At 44.8% G+C, this 16,238-nt stretch carries 17 protein-coding genes; all 17 read left to right on the plus strand.

Annotated elements, in window-relative coordinates:
• Positions 1-28 precede the first annotated feature (28 nt).
• From Q8R38_05220 to Q8R38_05300, 17 genes are read left to right on the plus strand one after another with little or no spacing between them, the layout of a single operon-like run.
• Positions 29-1,465 carry an NAD(P)/FAD-dependent oxidoreductase gene (locus tag Q8R38_05220; GenBank protein MDP3791421.1) on the plus strand — a complete coding sequence of 479 codons (1,437 nt, stop codon included), beginning with the start codon at positions 29-31 and terminating at the stop codon, positions 1,463-1,465.
• The gene (locus Q8R38_05225; GenBank protein ID MDP3791422.1) at positions 1,458-2,411 is read left to right on the plus strand and encodes an FAD-dependent oxidoreductase; all 954 of its coding nucleotides are present in this window, start codon (positions 1,458-1,460) and stop codon (positions 2,409-2,411) included. The genes Q8R38_05220 and Q8R38_05225 overlap by 8 nt, the downstream gene beginning before the upstream one ends.
• Positions 2,408-2,761, plus strand: a complete 354-nt coding sequence (locus Q8R38_05230; protein ID MDP3791423.1) for a DUF1667 domain-containing protein — start codon at positions 2,408-2,410, stop codon at positions 2,759-2,761. The genes Q8R38_05225 and Q8R38_05230 overlap by 4 nt, the downstream gene beginning before the upstream one ends.
• Before the next feature lie 54 nt (positions 2,762-2,815).
• Positions 2,816-3,349, plus strand: coding sequence for a PAS domain-containing protein (locus tag Q8R38_05235; protein MDP3791424.1), 534 nt, complete (start codon positions 2,816-2,818; stop codon positions 3,347-3,349).
• A gap of 12 nt (positions 3,350-3,361) precedes the next feature.
• Positions 3,362-5,827, plus strand: coding sequence for an ATP-binding protein (locus tag Q8R38_05240; GenBank protein MDP3791425.1), 2,466 nt, complete (start codon positions 3,362-3,364; stop codon positions 5,825-5,827).
• A 9-nt stretch (positions 5,828-5,836) separates the two neighbouring features.
• Positions 5,837-6,226, plus strand: coding sequence for a response regulator (locus Q8R38_05245; protein MDP3791426.1), 390 nt, complete (start codon positions 5,837-5,839; stop codon positions 6,224-6,226).
• 12 nt (positions 6,227-6,238) lie between these two features.
• Positions 6,239-6,607, plus strand: a complete 369-nt coding sequence (locus tag Q8R38_05250; protein ID MDP3791427.1) for a response regulator — start codon at positions 6,239-6,241, stop codon at positions 6,605-6,607.
• Positions 6,608-6,639: 32 nt separating this feature from the next.
• A complete protein-coding gene (gspE, locus tag Q8R38_05255; protein MDP3791428.1) occupies positions 6,640-8,331 on the plus strand; it encodes a type II secretion system ATPase GspE in 1,692 nt (563 codons plus the stop codon).
• 3 nt (positions 8,332-8,334) lie between these two features.
• Positions 8,335-9,597, plus strand: a complete 1,263-nt coding sequence (locus Q8R38_05260) for a GAF domain-containing sensor histidine kinase (protein ID MDP3791429.1) — start codon at positions 8,335-8,337, stop codon at positions 9,595-9,597.
• A gap of 4 nt (positions 9,598-9,601) precedes the next feature.
• On the plus strand, positions 9,602-10,816 hold the full coding sequence (locus tag Q8R38_05265; GenBank protein ID MDP3791430.1) for a type II secretion system F family protein: 1,215 nt from the start codon (positions 9,602-9,604) through the stop codon (positions 10,814-10,816).
• Positions 10,817-10,855: 39 nt separating this feature from the next.
• Positions 10,856-11,290 carry a type II secretion system protein gene (locus tag Q8R38_05270; GenBank protein MDP3791431.1) on the plus strand — a complete coding sequence of 145 codons (435 nt, stop codon included), beginning with the start codon at positions 10,856-10,858 and terminating at the stop codon, positions 11,288-11,290.
• A 16-nt stretch (positions 11,291-11,306) separates the two neighbouring features.
• Positions 11,307-11,669, plus strand: a complete 363-nt coding sequence (locus tag Q8R38_05275) for a prepilin-type N-terminal cleavage/methylation domain-containing protein (GenBank protein ID MDP3791432.1) — start codon at positions 11,307-11,309, stop codon at positions 11,667-11,669.
• Positions 11,653-12,162, plus strand: a complete 510-nt coding sequence (locus Q8R38_05280) for a prepilin-type N-terminal cleavage/methylation domain-containing protein (GenBank protein ID MDP3791433.1) — start codon at positions 11,653-11,655, stop codon at positions 12,160-12,162. Before Q8R38_05275 ends, Q8R38_05280 begins: the two co-directional genes overlap by 17 nt.
• A complete protein-coding gene (locus Q8R38_05285; GenBank protein ID MDP3791434.1) occupies positions 12,159-13,628 on the plus strand; it encodes a type II secretion system protein GspK in 1,470 nt (489 codons plus the stop codon). Before Q8R38_05280 ends, Q8R38_05285 begins: the two co-directional genes overlap by 4 nt.
• A 38-nt stretch (positions 13,629-13,666) precedes the next feature.
• Positions 13,667-15,268 carry a type IV pilus assembly protein PilM gene (gene pilM, locus Q8R38_05290; protein ID MDP3791435.1) on the plus strand — a complete coding sequence of 534 codons (1,602 nt, stop codon included), beginning with the start codon at positions 13,667-13,669 and terminating at the stop codon, positions 15,266-15,268.
• Positions 15,258-15,809, plus strand: a complete 552-nt coding sequence (gene pilO, locus Q8R38_05295; GenBank protein MDP3791436.1) for a type 4a pilus biogenesis protein PilO — start codon at positions 15,258-15,260, stop codon at positions 15,807-15,809. Before pilM ends, pilO begins: the two co-directional genes overlap by 11 nt.
• A gap of 18 nt (positions 15,810-15,827) precedes the next feature.
• A complete protein-coding gene (locus Q8R38_05300) occupies positions 15,828-16,235 on the plus strand; it encodes a hypothetical protein (protein MDP3791437.1) in 408 nt (135 codons plus the stop codon).
• Positions 16,236-16,238: the final 3 nt, after the last annotated feature.

The raw sequence follows: 16,238 nt of genomic DNA on the forward strand, positions 1-16,238 counted from the left end.
TGGAAAGCGTCTCCAAGATTGAGGGGATATGCAGGTGTATGATGCGGTGATTATCGGCGGAGGCGTTATCGGCACATCGATAGCGCGCGAACTGTCGAAATATAAATTAAACATTGCCCTGTTGGAAAAAGAAGAAGAGCTTGCCTTTGGCGTCTCAAAATCGAACAGCGGAATAATCCATCCCGGAACACAAAACTCGGTCAATTCGCTTAAAGGAAGGCTTTGCGTATTAGGCAATAAGCTGACCCGGAGAATGTCTAAAGAGTTAGGGATAGATTTTAAAGAAGTCGGAGAGTTGATAGTCGCCTTTAACGAGGATGAGAGGTTAAGGCTCGTTCAATTAAAAAAAGAGGCTGAAGCCCTGGGCGTGCCAAGGCTCATGATCGTCGACAGGACCTGGCTGGATAGGCATGAACCGAATTTATCAAAGCAGGTCATAGCCGCGCTCTACGCGCCCACCGCGGGGATAATAAGTCCGTATAGATGGGTTTACGACTTAGGCGAGAACGCCCTGAATAATGGTGTTGAAATTCACACGCTTACAAAGGTCGAAAATATAAATATAGAGGGGGATAAAAATTTCGGAATTCAAACACCCAAAGGTATTTTTAAGACAAGATTTGTAATAAACGCCGCGGGTCTTTTCGCGGACGACGTCTCAAAAATGGCCGGCATAAATGATTTTACCATCCATCCGCGCAAAGGCGAAGAATTTCTCCTGGATAAGAAGAAAGAAAATATTACAAACCATCTAATATTCCCGCTGCCGTCGAAAGATTCGAAAGGCGTGCTTGTGATAAAGACTTCCGACGGTAACCCTATGATAGGGCCGACGGCTCAAGAGGTAGAAGATAAAGACGACTTGTCAACCTCGGACGAGGGGTTTAAGAAAGTCCTGGCGAGTGTCCAAAAGCTCGTGCCATCTATAAACGGTAATGATGTGATAGCGTATTTCGCGGGTTTAAGGCCGGCCTGCGGCAGCGACTTTATAATAAGGCACGAGGAGAGCGTGCCGGGGTTTGTAAATGTCGCCGGAATCCAGTCTCCGGGCTTAACCGCCGCTCCGGCGATAGCGTTGATGGTGAGCGATATTTTGAAAAATAACGGACTGCGGCTAAAAAGAAAGATATTTTTTCACAAACATCGCCAAAAAGAGATACATCTATTTAATATTCCTTTGAAAAAAACAAAGGCTCTTATAAAAGAGGATCCGAGCTACGGCGATATTGTATGCAGATGTGAAATGGTTTCGGCTAAAGAGATCCAGGACGCTATCGGTAGGGGGGCTACCACGCTTGACGGAATAAAATTCAGGACGCGCGCCCAGGCAGGAAGGTGCCATGGCAGTTTTTGCACCACAAGGCTGATGAAGATACTGGCTGAAAAAACAAATAAGAAGATGACAGAATTGACAAAGCGCGGCGCAGGCTCGGAAATGGTGAAAGAGGATAGGTCTGATGGTTAAAAGAGATCTTGTTATAGTCGGCGGCGGCCCGGCCGGTATGGCAGCGGCTATATCCGCGTATGAAAACGGCGTAAAAGATATTCTTCTTCTGGAAAGAGACCAGTATCTGGGCGGTATATTGAATCAATGTATACACACCGGGTTTGGAATAGAGTACTTTAAAGAGGTCCTGACGGGCCCGGAATACGCGTACAGGTTCATAGAGAAAATCCGAAAAATCCCCGAAGTGGAGGTTAGCTTAAGATCTTTCGTTGTCAGATTAGAAAAAGACAAGACGCTTACATATATAAAACCCGGCCTGATGGAAGAGATAGCGGGCGGCGCGGTTATCATGGCAACAGGATGCCGTGAAAAGACCAGAGAGATGATCCATATCGCCGGTACAAGGCCTTCAGGTATATTTTCAGCGGGGCTTGCCCAGAAACTTGTAAATATAGAAGGGCTATTGCCGGGTAAAGAGGTTGTGATAGTAGGTTCCGGAGACATAGGCCTGATAATGGCCAGGCGCCTTATATTGGAAGGCGCAAAAGTAAAAGCAATAATCGAAATACAGAAAAAAACGCGCGGGCTGACCCGCAACGTAGTTCAGTGCGTGGAAGATTTTGACATTCCCATTTATTTCAAGCATAAGATATCCAGAGTCTACGGCAAAGACAGGGTCGAGAAAGCAGAAGTAATAAAAGTCGATGACAGTTATAATGAAATAATCGGCTCAGGGTTCGAGATTGACTGCGATACGATTCTTGTTTCCGTCGGGCTGATTTCGGAGAACGAACTGATAGAGATGGCCGGAGCAAGCTTAACGGATGAAGTAAATAAGACTTCTGTGCAGGGCATATTTGCCTGTGGGAATTCTTTTAAGGTTTATGATCTCGTAGACCGGGTGTCTAAAGACAGCCATGCCGCCGGCAAAATGGCGGCGGAGTATATTAAAGGGTTAGAATGATAAAGAAGCTAACATGCATTGAATGCCCCAAAGGCTGCACCTTATCGGTTGATATGGAAAATTGCCGCGTAGTAAAGGTGAGCGGCAATGAGTGCCCTAAAGGCGAAAAATACGCCAGGTCCGAGATTGAAAATCCCGTCAGAGTATTGACCGCCAGCGTGCTTACGGAAGGACTGCCTTTAAAGATGGTCCCTGTAAGGACGGATAAGCCTATTCCTAAGCCCAAGCTTGCCGCAGCAATGGGCGAAATCAAAAAGATTAGGTTGAAAAAACGAGTTCGTCCGGGGGATATAATTGAGGCCAATTTTCTGGGGCTTGGGGTAAATTTGGTCGCCTCAAGAGAGGCTTGACAGGCAGATAGCTTATAATTATACTATTGACATGATATTACAAGGACAATACTGATGGAAGGCAATAACAACCAATACATGGACTGGGACGTGATATTCAATTCGATAGGCGACGGCATTTTTATCGCGGATGAGAGGAACACTATTATAAAGGCAAATACGGCTTTTGCGGAATTATTGAATATGAAGGTTGAGGATATAGTAGGAAAAAAATGTTATGAGTTAGTCCATAAGACAAATACCCCATGGCCCGGATGTCCATTCGAAAAGAGCAAGAAGGATAAAAAAGTCCATGTTGAAGAAGTGAATGATCCGGGTATAGGAGTACCGCTTCTCATCACGACCTCGCCTATTTTTAGTCCTTCAGGAGAGATGATAGGCGTGGCGCATATATCAAAAGATATATCTCTTGTCAAGAAGGTCCAAGCCCAGCGGAAAAAAATGGAAGAAGATTTGAAAAAGAAGATAGAGGATCTGGAGCGGTTCCAGAAGATTACAGTAGGCAGAGAACTTAAGATGAAAGAGCTGAAGGCGAGGATAGCGGAGCTTGAAGCGAAGACGCTCGACAGAAGGTATCGGGAGCAGTAAAAAATCATGTTGATGACGATAAAACAAAAAATAACAACCATAATATGCTCTGCTACGTTACTGATAATTTTTATCGGAGCCGTATTGTCATATACCTTTGGCCACAATATATTGCACAATGTCATAGGACGGCAGTATACGCAGACATCCCAGTTGTTGGGAGATTATGTTGTGAAGAATCTCCTGGCGGAGATAGAGGATGCCAAAGCCTATACTACGCTGCCATTGTGGGTCGATGTTATCCAGGACAGTAACTTAAAATATAAGAATATGGGCGCCGGAGAGATAAAATCTTATCTTGAGGACATGGACAAGAGGTGGTCCTCGGCACCAAAAGGAGATCCTATTTTTTGGGGGTATTTAGAGAATAGAGTCAGCGTAGCCATGAGAGATATAGCGGCCCTTAGAGAGACTGTGTCCGAGATTTCCATGACAGACAAACATGGCGGCCTTGTAGCGTCGTCTATGAAGACCACCAACTTTTATTACGCGGGCGAGAAATGGTGGCAGGAAGCGTACAATAATGGCAAGGGAAAGCTATATGTCGGCGATATAGAATTTGATAAATCCTCATTGCGCTGGGGCATAATCATAGCGTCTCCCGTTATTGGCGAAAAAGGCGAAGTAATAGGCATATGCAAGGACAATATAGATATACAAAGACTATTTAGCGTCCTGGAAGTATTTAAATCGGGTAAAACCGGCCACGCGGTTTTAGTAGACGCCAAAGGTAATATTATATACCGTCAGGGTCTAAGACCCATGAGTATGAAATTTTTCAACACAGGAGAAATGAAGAAGTTATTATCCGGAAAAGAGAATTTTTTTGTTACAGATAAGGTGGCTGTGCATGACGGAAATTCATTTATCGCGTATTCTCTGGTTAAGCCGCCATTTCTTTCGGAAAGAGGCATAGAGTGGGTGGTTTTTATAGTCCAGGATCAGGCAGAAACGTTCGCCCCTTTATATAAATTCATAGGCCAGCTTGTATTGATAGCCATAATACTTATCATAATCACCATTCCCATAGGCGCGTTTTTCGGAGGAGTAATCGCCAAACCTATAAACCAATTGCATATAGCCACAGAGAAAGTCTTGTCCGGGGACTGGGATTATAAAATAGAGGTGCATACCGGAGATGAGATAGAAGGCTTCGCGAAAGTTTTCAAAAATATGATCGCGGATATAAAGGATAAGCAGACAAAGCTGGAAATTTTTTCACGAGGCCTCGAAGAAAAGGTCAAAGAGAGGACAAAGGAGCTTGCCGAAACGCAGGAAGCTACTTTGAATATATTGGAGGACCTGGAGGAGGCAAAGGCTACCCTTGAAAAATCGAATAAAGAGCTTAAGCAATTAGATCAGCTAAAATCAGACTTCGTATCCACCGTGTCTCATGAGCTTAGGACACCTCTGTCGATAATAAAAGAAGGCGTGAGTCTTGTCCTTGACAGGGTGCCCGGCGAAGTAAATGAAAAGCAGGTAAAGATACTCGATATATCGAAGTTTAATATAGACAGGTTGGCGCGTATCATAGACAGTCTTCTGGATATATCAAAAATAGAAGCGGGGAAAGTCGAGCTTAAGAGAAACCTGGTAAATATATCAGACATAGTAAGAGAGGTGGCGAGCTCTTTTGAGTTGAAGATAAAGGACAAGGGCCTTGAGTTTAAGCTGGACGTCGATAAGGATATCGGCAGTGTATACGCGGATCCCGACAGGATAGCGCAGGTGCTCATCAATCTGATAAATAACGCTATAAAGTTTACATCTTCCGGATATATAGAAGTCGCCTGCAAGGATAAGGATGATGTTATCACGTGTTCTATTAAAGATACCGGCCCGGGGATATCAAAAAGCGATATCCCAAAGTTATTCGATAAGTTTCAGCAGTTTGGCAGGCTCGCCGGCGCGGGTGAAAAAGGCACGGGCCTCGGCCTTTCGATAGCGAAGGGTATTATAGATATGCACAGCGGTGCCATTTCTGTCGAAAGCGAGCCTGGTATGGGGTCGCGTTTTATCTTTACGCTGCATAAGTATACGGAAGAGTCTCTTTTCGACGAGTATGCCGAGAAGGCCATAAAAGCCGCCGCGAAAAACAGGTCCAAAGTGTCTATAGCACTCGTCTGTGTGACATCAAAAGGTGAATCGTCCGACGCGTCATGGAAAAAAGGTTTTCACAACGCCATCAATGACTGCGCGAGGCTTATAAAAAATACATTACGCCGGCAGGGCGATGAACTTGTGAGTAACGAAGGAGATATGATGGTGGTACTTGCCGACTGCAACAAGGAACATTCTATACTTGTCCGCCAAAGGCTGGAGCAGATTTTAGATAAGTGCCTGGGGGAAAAGAAGGTAAGAGATAAGCTGGATATAAAATATGGATGCGCCACATTTCCGGACGACGGCAAGGTGGGTAGGGACTTGATAGCTAAGGCACGTTTGGGCAATTCCGCGGCGAAATCCGCTAAGGCATAAGGAGGAACAATGGCAAGAAAGATACTTGTTGTAGATGATGAAGTCGATTTCTTAGAAGTTATAAAAATAAGGCTGGAAGCAAACGGCTATAATGTTGTAACGGCCGGTAACGGCGAAGACGCGCTTAAAAAATTGAAGGATGAAAAACCGGACGCAGTTCTATTGGATATACTTATGCCGGGCATAGACGGCCTCGAAGTTCTAAGAAGAATAAGGAAAATGGATGAGAACTTACCCGTTTATATAATAACGGCTTTTTCAACGGAAGAGCGTTTTAAAGTCGCTAATAAATTTGGAGCGTCAGGTTTTATTGTAAAGACCGACGATCTTGGCAAGCAGATAAAGAGCATTAACAGCGTCCTTGATATGGCCCAAAGATATCATGGGAAAAAAGAGTAAAAGGCAAAATTTATGAGCAAGAAGATTCTGGTTGTGGATGATGAGGTGCAGTTGGTGGAGATGCTTAAGATGCGCCTGGAAGCCACGGGCTATGGAGTTGTTTGCGCGTATGACGGGCAGGAGGCCCTTGAGAAGGCAAAGAAAGAGAAGCCGGATCTTATAATACTGGATCTGATGCTTCCGAAGATGGACGGATACAAAGTGTGCGGCTTGTTAAAAAATGACTCAAGATACGCCAAGATACCTATTATAATGTTTACGGCGCGGGCACAGGAAGAAGATATAGCGCTGGGTAAAGAGATGGGCGCTGAAGCATATATAACCAAGCCCTTTGATCCGAAGTTACTACTTGGCAAGATACAGGAATTAATAGGCGCTTAAAGACACGCAGCGCATAGTTTAAGGAGCTATTTATGGCGAGAGAAAAGAAGTCGCTTGGCGAGAGCCTTGTCGAAGAAGGCATAATAACTGCGGGACAATTAAAAAAAGCTCAGGAAGAAGAGGCCCGTAAGGGCGAGAGGCTGGTTAAAGCGCTCGTGCGCCTTGGTTTTATCGCCGAGGATGACCTCGTGATGTTCTTAAGCAATAAATTGAACGTGCCCAGGATAGAGCTGAATAATTATTTGATAGACCCTAAGATTGTAGAGCTTGTTCCGGAAGCCCTGGCGAGAAAATATGAATTGATACCGGTGCTAAAAATAGGCAATCGTCTTACTTGTGTCATGATAGATCCATGGAACGTATTTGCGTTAGACGATATAAGGTCAAAAACGGGTCTTATTATCGAGCCTGCCGTTTCTACTGAAGGAGAGATAAAAAAGGCGCTTAATGAATATTATGGCGCGAAGGGCAGCATGGAGGACCTGATAAAGTCGATAGATGAAGAAAAGCTCGGCGTCGCGGACGGAAAAGATATAGATGTAAAAAAACTTCAGGGTATTGTGGAAGAGCCCGTGGTGATAAAACTCGTGAATATGATAATAATGAAGGCCATAGAAGAAAGGGCGAGCGATATACACGTGGAGCCGGAAGAAGAGACTTTAAAGACGCGCTTAAGAGTTGACGGCATGCTGCACGAAATAAGCTCTCCGCCCAAACATCTGCAGTCGGCGATAATTTCCAGGATAAAGATAATGGCGGACCTCGATATAGCCGAAAGGCGCGTTCCGCAGGATGGCCGGTTTACTATAAAGATGGGCGGCAAAGAGATAGACATGCGCGTCTCATGTGTCCCTACAATATACGGAGAAAATGTTGTGCTCCGCCTTCTTGATTCATCAAGCGCCGTTATGAATCTCGAGGATCTGAGATTTTCAAAGGATATTCTTACTAAATTCGATAAGATTATCCGCAGGCCTCACGGGATAATACTTGTGACAGGGCCTACGGGGAGCGGCAAGACCACAACGCTTTACGCGTCCTTAAATAAGATAAACACCGAAGAGAAGAATATAATAACGATAGAGGACCCCGTCGAATATAAGCTCGAAGGGGTAAGGCAGATACAGATAAATACAAAAGTGGGTCTAACATTCGCGAATGGGTTGAGGTCTATCTTAAGACAGGACCCGAATATAATAATGGTAGGCGAAATGAGAGACCGCGAAACTGCCGAGATAGCTATACAGGCCGCGCTTACAGGACATCTGGTATTTTCAACTCTTCATACAAATGACGCGCCCGGAGCGGTTACAAGGATGATAGATATGGGTATGGAGCCATTTTTGGTGTCATCTTCTGTGATCGGAGTGCTCGCGCAAAGATTGGTGCGTACCATATGTACGGAGTGTAAAGAAAAATATACGCCTACAAAAGAGGAATTAAAAGATATAGGAGTGGCGCAACCCGATAAATCAGAATTTTATCGCGGCAAAGGCTGCGCCAAATGCATGAATACCGGCTATAAGGGCAGGATCGGAATATATGAGCTTATGATTCCCGATGACCAGATACGCAACGCTATAATGGCGAAGGCCTCCACGGACGAGATAAGTAAATTGGCGCATAATGCCGGGATGATGGGTCTTAAAGATGATGGGATACAAAAGATAATGGCGGGCCTGACCACAGTAGCGGAAGTCTTAAGAGTAACTGAAGAAGGTTAAAAGATGAACAGGATCGTGGAGAATATACGCGGAAGACTTATTAATTCTCCCGTAAGGCGTTATTATAAATTAAAAGCGTCGTATTCTATAGCTGTGGAGCTTTTATCCGCGCTGGATCTCGAAGACGCTTTAAAGATATTAGTGAATAGGATAGCGTCTTATATGTCGGTAGAGATAGTTTCGATAATGCTTACCGATAATGATAAAAAACGGCTGGTTGTGAAGATAGCTAAAGGCCTCGACGAAAAGATAGTCAATGACGCGAGTATTGAGATAGGAAAAGGTGTTTCCGGCTGGGTAGGAAAGACGGGCCAGTCGCTTTTGATAAAAGATATAACCAAGGATCCGAGATTTGCGCTCAAGGCCAGCGGGAAATATTATAATAATTCTTTACTAAGCGTGCCGCTTAAGATGCGCGGCAGGATAATCGGAGTTGTTAATGTCAATAACAAGGCGTCGAAAGATGTATTCAGAGAATCAGACCTCGATCTACTAAACGCGATAGCGGATTTTGCCGCCATCGCGATAGAAGTCATAAAGCTGGAAGAGCAGATTTCAAAAAGCAATAAAGACCACCGCGAACTTGTTTCAAATGTAGCCCATGATCTCAAGACCCCACTTGCCACTATAAAAGAGGCCATACTGCTGATGCTCGAAGGCGTCAGCGGACAGATCAATGAAAAGCAAAAAAAATATCTGGATATTTCCGCGGAGAATGTCGAGCGAATGGTCCATATGGTAGACGATATACTATTGTCGGATGATACGCTATGCAGCCGGCAGAGTCTAAACAGGAATCTATTTAATGTCACAGATACCGCGAAGGGCATTATCGACTCGCTTGGGATAATCGCCAAAAAGAAGGGTATCAAGTTAGGGGGTTATATTCCCGATAAAAGAATAGAGATATGGGGTGACCCCGACAAGCTTAATGAAGTTATAAGTAACCTTGTGGAGAATGCCATTAAATATAACAGGCCCGAAGGCCGCGTAGACGTTTCGCTGGAAGAAGATGAAAGATCCGTTACTATATCTGTGCGGGATACCGGTATGGGGATATCCAAGGAGGATATAGGAAAAATATTTGACAGATATTACCGCATTAACAGCGCAGAAAGAAAAGATGTTGCGGGCTCGGGGCTGGGCCTATCCATAGTGAAGAATATAGTAAATATGCACAAGGGGAATATTGCGGTTGAGTCCGAAAGCGATCATGGGACAAAATTTACAGTTACATTACCAAAAGACTTAAGGACATTGAGGTAAATATATGCCCACCTTTATTTATAAAGCGCGTGACACTACCGGAAGGGCCGTGAAGGGGAAGATGGAAGCTCCTGACAAGGCCCAGCTTATTGATAAACTCCACAAGATGGGTTATATGCCCACTAAGGTATTTGAGATTAGACCCGGCATGGAGCTCGGCAGCATCCTGGACAGGTTTAAAAGGGCGAAGTCCGACGACATGCTGATGTTTTATATACAGTTTTCAAATATGATAAATTCCGGGCTTACCATACTGATGTCGCTGTCAACCCTATCGAAGCAGATAGATAATAAGGCCTTGAGGGATTCTGTTGGAGAAGTGGGCAGGCAGATAGAAGGGGGTTCAACGCTTTCGGAAGCGCTCGCCGCCCACCCTAATATTTTTTCCAGATTATTTATTAATATGGTGAAGGCCGGAGAGGCAAGCGGTACTCTCGATGCCGTATTGATGAGATACGCGATGTTTTTTGAGCACCAGGAAGATATAAAGGAAAAAGTTAAGAGCGCTCTATTTTATCCTGTGATACTTCTAACTTTTGGTATTATCGTTGTGCTTTTTATAGTAACTTTCGTAATTCCGCAGTTTGCCCAGATATATATGAAGGCAGGCGTGCGATTACCGATACCAACATTGGTGGTTTATAAGTTTGGGCTGTTTATAAAACATTACTGGTATGCAGGGTTCGCTATTGCGATAGCGGCTATACTTCTGATGAAGCTATACTCCAGGACAAGCAGGGGGGCCATTCTTATAGATACTATGAAACTGCGTCTTCCTATCGTCGGGCCGCTATACAAAAAAGTGGCAATATCCAGATTTGCAAGGACGCTCGGCACTCTTTTGGGCGCCGGCGTCCCCATACTTCAATCTCTTGATATAACCAGGGAAGTTGTAGAGAATAAGATCCTTGAACAGGTAGTATCCGATGCCCGCCATTATGTCGAAAAAGGCGAACATCTTGCCGAACCATTAAAGGTAAGCAATGAATTTCCGACGGATGTGGTGCAGATGATCTCCGTGGGAGAGGAATCGGGCAATCTGGACGGCATGCTTAATAAAATTGCCGACTTCTATGACATGACGGTAAACTACGCGATAAAGAAGTTGACCACAGTGATAGAACCGATATTCCTGCTTATTTTAGGATGTATGGTAGGAGTTATTATGGCTTCGATGCTGATGCCTATATTTGACATGGTCAAGACGTTACGGCATTAAAGAAAATAATAAACAAAAAGAGAAAGGAGACAAAGAAAAATGTTTTCAAGAAAAGGTTTTACAATTTTGGAGTTATTGATAGTAATAGCGGTTATAGCGATACTGGTAGGCATCGCCCTGCCGAGGTTTAGAGGAATGCAGGATGAAGGCAATATCGCGAAGGCCAAGGGCGAGTTAAGGATGCTGCAGACAGCGGTAGAGAGCTACTACATACATAACAATAGCACTTTGCCGGCAACGACCGCGGCATTAACTACGGCAGTGCCGCAGATTGCGCCAACCGTATTGCCCACAGATCCGTTTGGCGGCGCAGCCTACGGATATAATCAAGGTACAACATTCTTTGTCCTGTATTCCGTAGGGCCCAGTCTTAACGGTGCGGCTACAATAAATGCCGCTGGAACGGTTACCGAGGTGAATGGCTCAAGCTGTGTTTACGTGACCAATGGCGGGCCAGTTGATACAACTCCGTAATTTTTCATTTGTTTCTGTGCGAAATAGAAAAGGAGGATTTAGCCTGCTCGAAGTGTTGCTGGCCATCCTCCTTTTAGGCACAGGTCTTGTCGCTCTCCTGCAGGTGGTGAATGCGGGATTATTTGTGGGCGGCCAAAACGAAGATATGATAATAGCCGCGAATCTTGTCCAAGAGAAGATAGAAGAGTCAAGAAATGCTTTATTTTCTTCCGTGGTTTCCGAAGAAAAAGCCGTGGTTTCAGGATTTCCCGCATTTAATCGCCAGGTAGACGTGACGCCCCCTCAAACAGGACTTAAACAGGTTAGTGTTACGGCCTATTGGTCCGCGAGAAACGCAGAGACGAGCACAAATATGGTGACCTATGTTTCGGACATCTAAAGGCCTGACACTGATAGAACTGTTAATCTCTATCCTGCTTATATCTGTGATGCTGGGTGCCGTATGGCTGATATATAGCGCGGGCTTTAACGTATTCTATAGCCAGGTATCACGGTATGATATAAAGGATCAGATGTCGCTGGCATACACAACTATGACGAGCGAGCTTCATCAGGCGACGGCTATAACAGCTGCTACGGCGACGTCGATTACGTTTACCGCGGATACTAATAGCGACGGGGTAAGCGAAACGATACAATATACTTGGGCGGGTACAGTTGGCGCGCCCTTGAATAGGGTAGTCGGCGCCACGACCACGGCTATGGTGCGCTCCGTTCAGAGTCTCGCATTTTCTTACTACAATACAAACAATGCCTTGCTTTCAATACCGGTAACTTTATCCAATGTACGCCTGGTTGCCGTGGATGGAACCGCTGTAAAGGCAGATGAAACGTTCCATCTGCGCACAAGCATTTATCTGCAGACTATATGAAAAATATAATAACAGATAAAAGAGGTTTTATACTTCTTTTGACATTTATCTTTATGACCGTGCTCACGGTGATTACCGGCGCCCTGATATATATGACGGCCTCCGATATGAGAAATATAGCGCCGCAGTCCGACGATGTTAATATGGAAGGCCTGGCCGATGCCGGGATAGAGAGGGCTCATCGCGCGATAAGAGATGATTATATCAATACTACATCAACCGGCGCGGCAGACTTAAGAGGTGGTGATACATCGCTATCCGTCAGTGTAGGTAATCCTAACAATATGAGATATATCGACAGCGCAACATCAGGTATAAACAGTAACTCCGACCAGGCCATTCTCAGGACCTTTGACTCAAGCTACATGAATACGAGGATAATATCGGTGCAGATACATGTCAGGGCGGACAGGGATGGAAGCGCGTCGGGCGCAGCGACGATCCAGGCCGCCTATACAACAGACGGCGTCAGCTATACGCCGGTTATTACCCGGGCCCTTACAACCACGGTTCTTGATTACTACGTGACGGTTCCCGTCCTGGCATCATGGTCGATTCTGATGGGTTCGAATTTTCGTCTTCGAACAATGCGCGTGGAAGGCAATAGCAGCGTAAATCTTGAATCTATGTTCTTGCGGGTTACTTATGGAATTGACACACCCGCGGAAGACTGGGCTACTGGAAGTTATGCGTCTTTTCCTGTCTCTTTGAGCGGTGGAACGATAGAATCCGTCACCGTTACAGATGAGGCAAGTAAGGTCCATTTAAATTACGCTTCGCAGGCGCTTTTAAGTAACCTTTTGACTAATCTTTCCATAGCCAGTGCGCCTACAAAAGCGACAAATATTGTCAGTTATCGCGGCGTTGGGTTGACAAATCCATTCGATAGCGTCGAGGAACTGCAGCAGGTGACGGGTATCACCGCGGCGGACTACGCAGCCATAAAAGACTACGTTACAGTTTACTCATTTGTAAATTCCAATGTCTTCAGGCCTACGGGTCCGCGTGCTCCCGTGAATATAAACACAGCTTCTTTCGAGGTCCTTAAGGCTATATTCGATTCATTGAACTTGGGCGCCAGCGACCCTATAAGCCTGGCGAATGACATAATAACATTCAGAGGTTCCACGCCTTTTACTTGTTTTTATTCTTCCAATGCGGCCGTTACAACGGATTTTTTTGATTTTGTGGATGCCCGTGCCTATCTTAGTAACGCTGAAAGGAACAGGGTAGTGGATAATTGCGACGCCTCATCTTTAGTGCCGGTTTCCGGGTTTGGCGGACAAAATTGCCTTACTACAGAATTATGTTACGCAGGATATTCATTCATGATAGACAGTCTGGCAAAGTATAATAATCGCAAGCTGCGCGTAAAAACATTGCGCGGAAATGACGGAGCCCATGTATTCTCCACTCATGCAGGCGACACCGTCCTTTCAGGTTGGCGTAAGGAAAATTTTGAATAGAGTTGTAAGTTGCGGGCTTTAAGGTATAATATCAAATTATGGATTTGAAAAATTTATTTAAAAAAGACTATGTTGTTGGTATAGATATAGGCTCTTATTCGGTAAAGATAGCGCAATTTGCCGTCAGAGAGGGCGGCCTTTATCTTTTAAAGGCGGAGTTAAAAGATGTCGGTATTTCCAAAGACTCCGAATCATATGAAAAAGATCTTATTTTGGCGCTGCATTACCTTATAAGAGGCGTTGACCTAAAAAAATCAAAGGTTATTATAAATATAAATTGCTCCTGTACCGCGATAAAAAAGATCACCTTCCCGTATATGCCGAAATCGGAGCTGCGGGAAGGTATAATGCTCGCCTCAAAGAATTATTTCCCGTTTCAGATAGATAAATCGGCGCTGGATTTTGAGATAGTGGGTGATGTGGTTGATAAAGGCATAAGGAAATACGAGGTAATGGTAGGAGTCTGCCCATCAGACACCATAAATAAATATCTGTCTTTAGTCCAAAAGGCCGGTATAAGGCCAGCGTCATTCGTTTTGTCGTCGCATTCACTGCATAAATTGGCTTTAAACTTATCCCGTAACGTGGAAGGGGTACAATGCTATGTTGATATAGGCAGTCTTCAGACCGAATTAGTGATATGCAAAGACGGCTTACTCGCATTTAGCCGCAAGATCCCTGTATGCGGCAATGATTTTACCAGGGCTTTGACAAGTGCGGTCGTAACCGATAAAGGTAAAATTCAATTATCGGCCGAAGAGGCCGAAAAGATTAAAAAAGATGTAGGCATGCCCGGTGAATCGGACTCCAGAGTGATAGATAATAAGATACCCGCCGCTCAAGTCCTGGCAATGCTGCGGACTCACGCCGAGCATCTTGTGAATGAAATAGACAGGTGTTTTAACTTTTATCATGAGGAGTCGGGCTCCGGCAGGATAAATTCTGTAACTATATTTGGCGGGGGCGCTTCATTAAGCGGGCTCACTAAATTTCTCTCTCAAGGGCTGGGGATGGAAGTAAAGCTTGGAGACGCGCTGGAGGGCCTAAAGACCGACGCAAAAACGGTAATACATGACATGGAAAAGGTGTCACATCGCATGGATCTGGCCATAGGCGCCGCTCTTACGCAAGCCAGGGGCCTGAATATTCTTCCTTCGGAAATAAAGGATCAGATGCAAAGGACGGTTAAGCGCGGGACGATAGCGGCGATAATTACAGCCGTTATTATAGCGTCAATACTCACTTTTGTAGGTACCAGGATAAAGATAGGCAATTTTGATAAGAGGATATCAGCCGCAAAACTTCAATTGACAAGCCTTCAGCCGGAAATTAAAAAGGCGGGAGGGATGAGACTGGCAGAGATGGTGCTTAAGAATGAGCCTTATTGGGAAGATGTGTTTAGGGAGTTAGGATCTATAATTCCAGGCGAAGCGGTTATAAAGCATGTAAGAATGCAGGGGGACCATCTTTATATGAAGGGCATAATAGCGTCTTCCGACGGACAACAGATGCTATCCGACTTTGTGATAGAGCTTGAAGATGGACTATTCAGCGATGTAAAGCTTGTGGAGAGTAGAAATTTACCTGATAAATCAGGCATTGAGTTTGAGATAGCCTGCTGGGTAGACTATGAACGTTAAAAATGAAGTTGTAAAATTAGTAAAGGACAACCCTGTAGTAGCGCTGGCCGCTGTTATTGCTATCGCGGCGTTTATCATTTACGCAATTGTATTTATACCGATGATGAATGAGATGAAGATAAAATATGTGGAATGCAGGCGCCTGGAAAATGATGTAACCAACGCGCGCAAAATAATAGATTATGCCAAGACTATGGGTAAGCCATATGGCGGCAGGATATTGATATCCGAAAAAGAAGCGGCTACCGGCATAGATGAATTTACAGAGCATGCCAAAGAGCGGGGCATAGAGTTTATCGCGGTTAAACCGCAAAATACCATATCGAAAGAGGGCATGGTATATAAAATAATGCCGATAGAATTGGAATTAGAGGCCGACGATAAGCAGTTCGTGGATTTTTTAGGGTCGATAGACGAGCTTAAGAAGGCTATAGTTACCGTAAACAGTATGGATATAACGCCCGACGAAAGCAATAATGCGCGGCTTCTTGTAAAGATGACGATATATGTTTATTTATCGGCCAGAGAAGATCTCTCTTAAGGCGGGCATAGGTATTATATGGACAATAAAAAAGTTATAATTCTGGTGGTGCTATCAATCTTCGCGGTTATAAGCCTCATATACGGTATAACGGCTAAGCCAAAATCGAGGATTGCCGGGCAGGGTATAACCGCAACTAAAGGACTGATGCCGCCGCAGGACGATATCTCCGTGGAAAGACGCGCCAAGAGAAGCAAATTTACCTCATGGAAGAGGAGCCCGTTTGTAGCCACCGGCACATCCACTTCCTCGAATCTCGTTTTAAGTGGTATAATATGGAACAAAGATAGGCCCAAAGCCATGATAGGTGACCGCATAGTTACCAAGGGGTCAGTGATAGAAGGCAGCACCGTAGTGGAGATAAAACCCGGCAAAGTCATATTGAACGATGGAACGAAGGATTTTGAACTAAAGATAGAGAAGTGAGCA

Source organism: Candidatus Omnitrophota bacterium, from assembly GCA_030695905.1.
Lineage (GTDB): Bacteria > Omnitrophota > Gorgyraeia > 2-01-FULL-45-10 > 2-01-FULL-45-10 > CAZHPY01.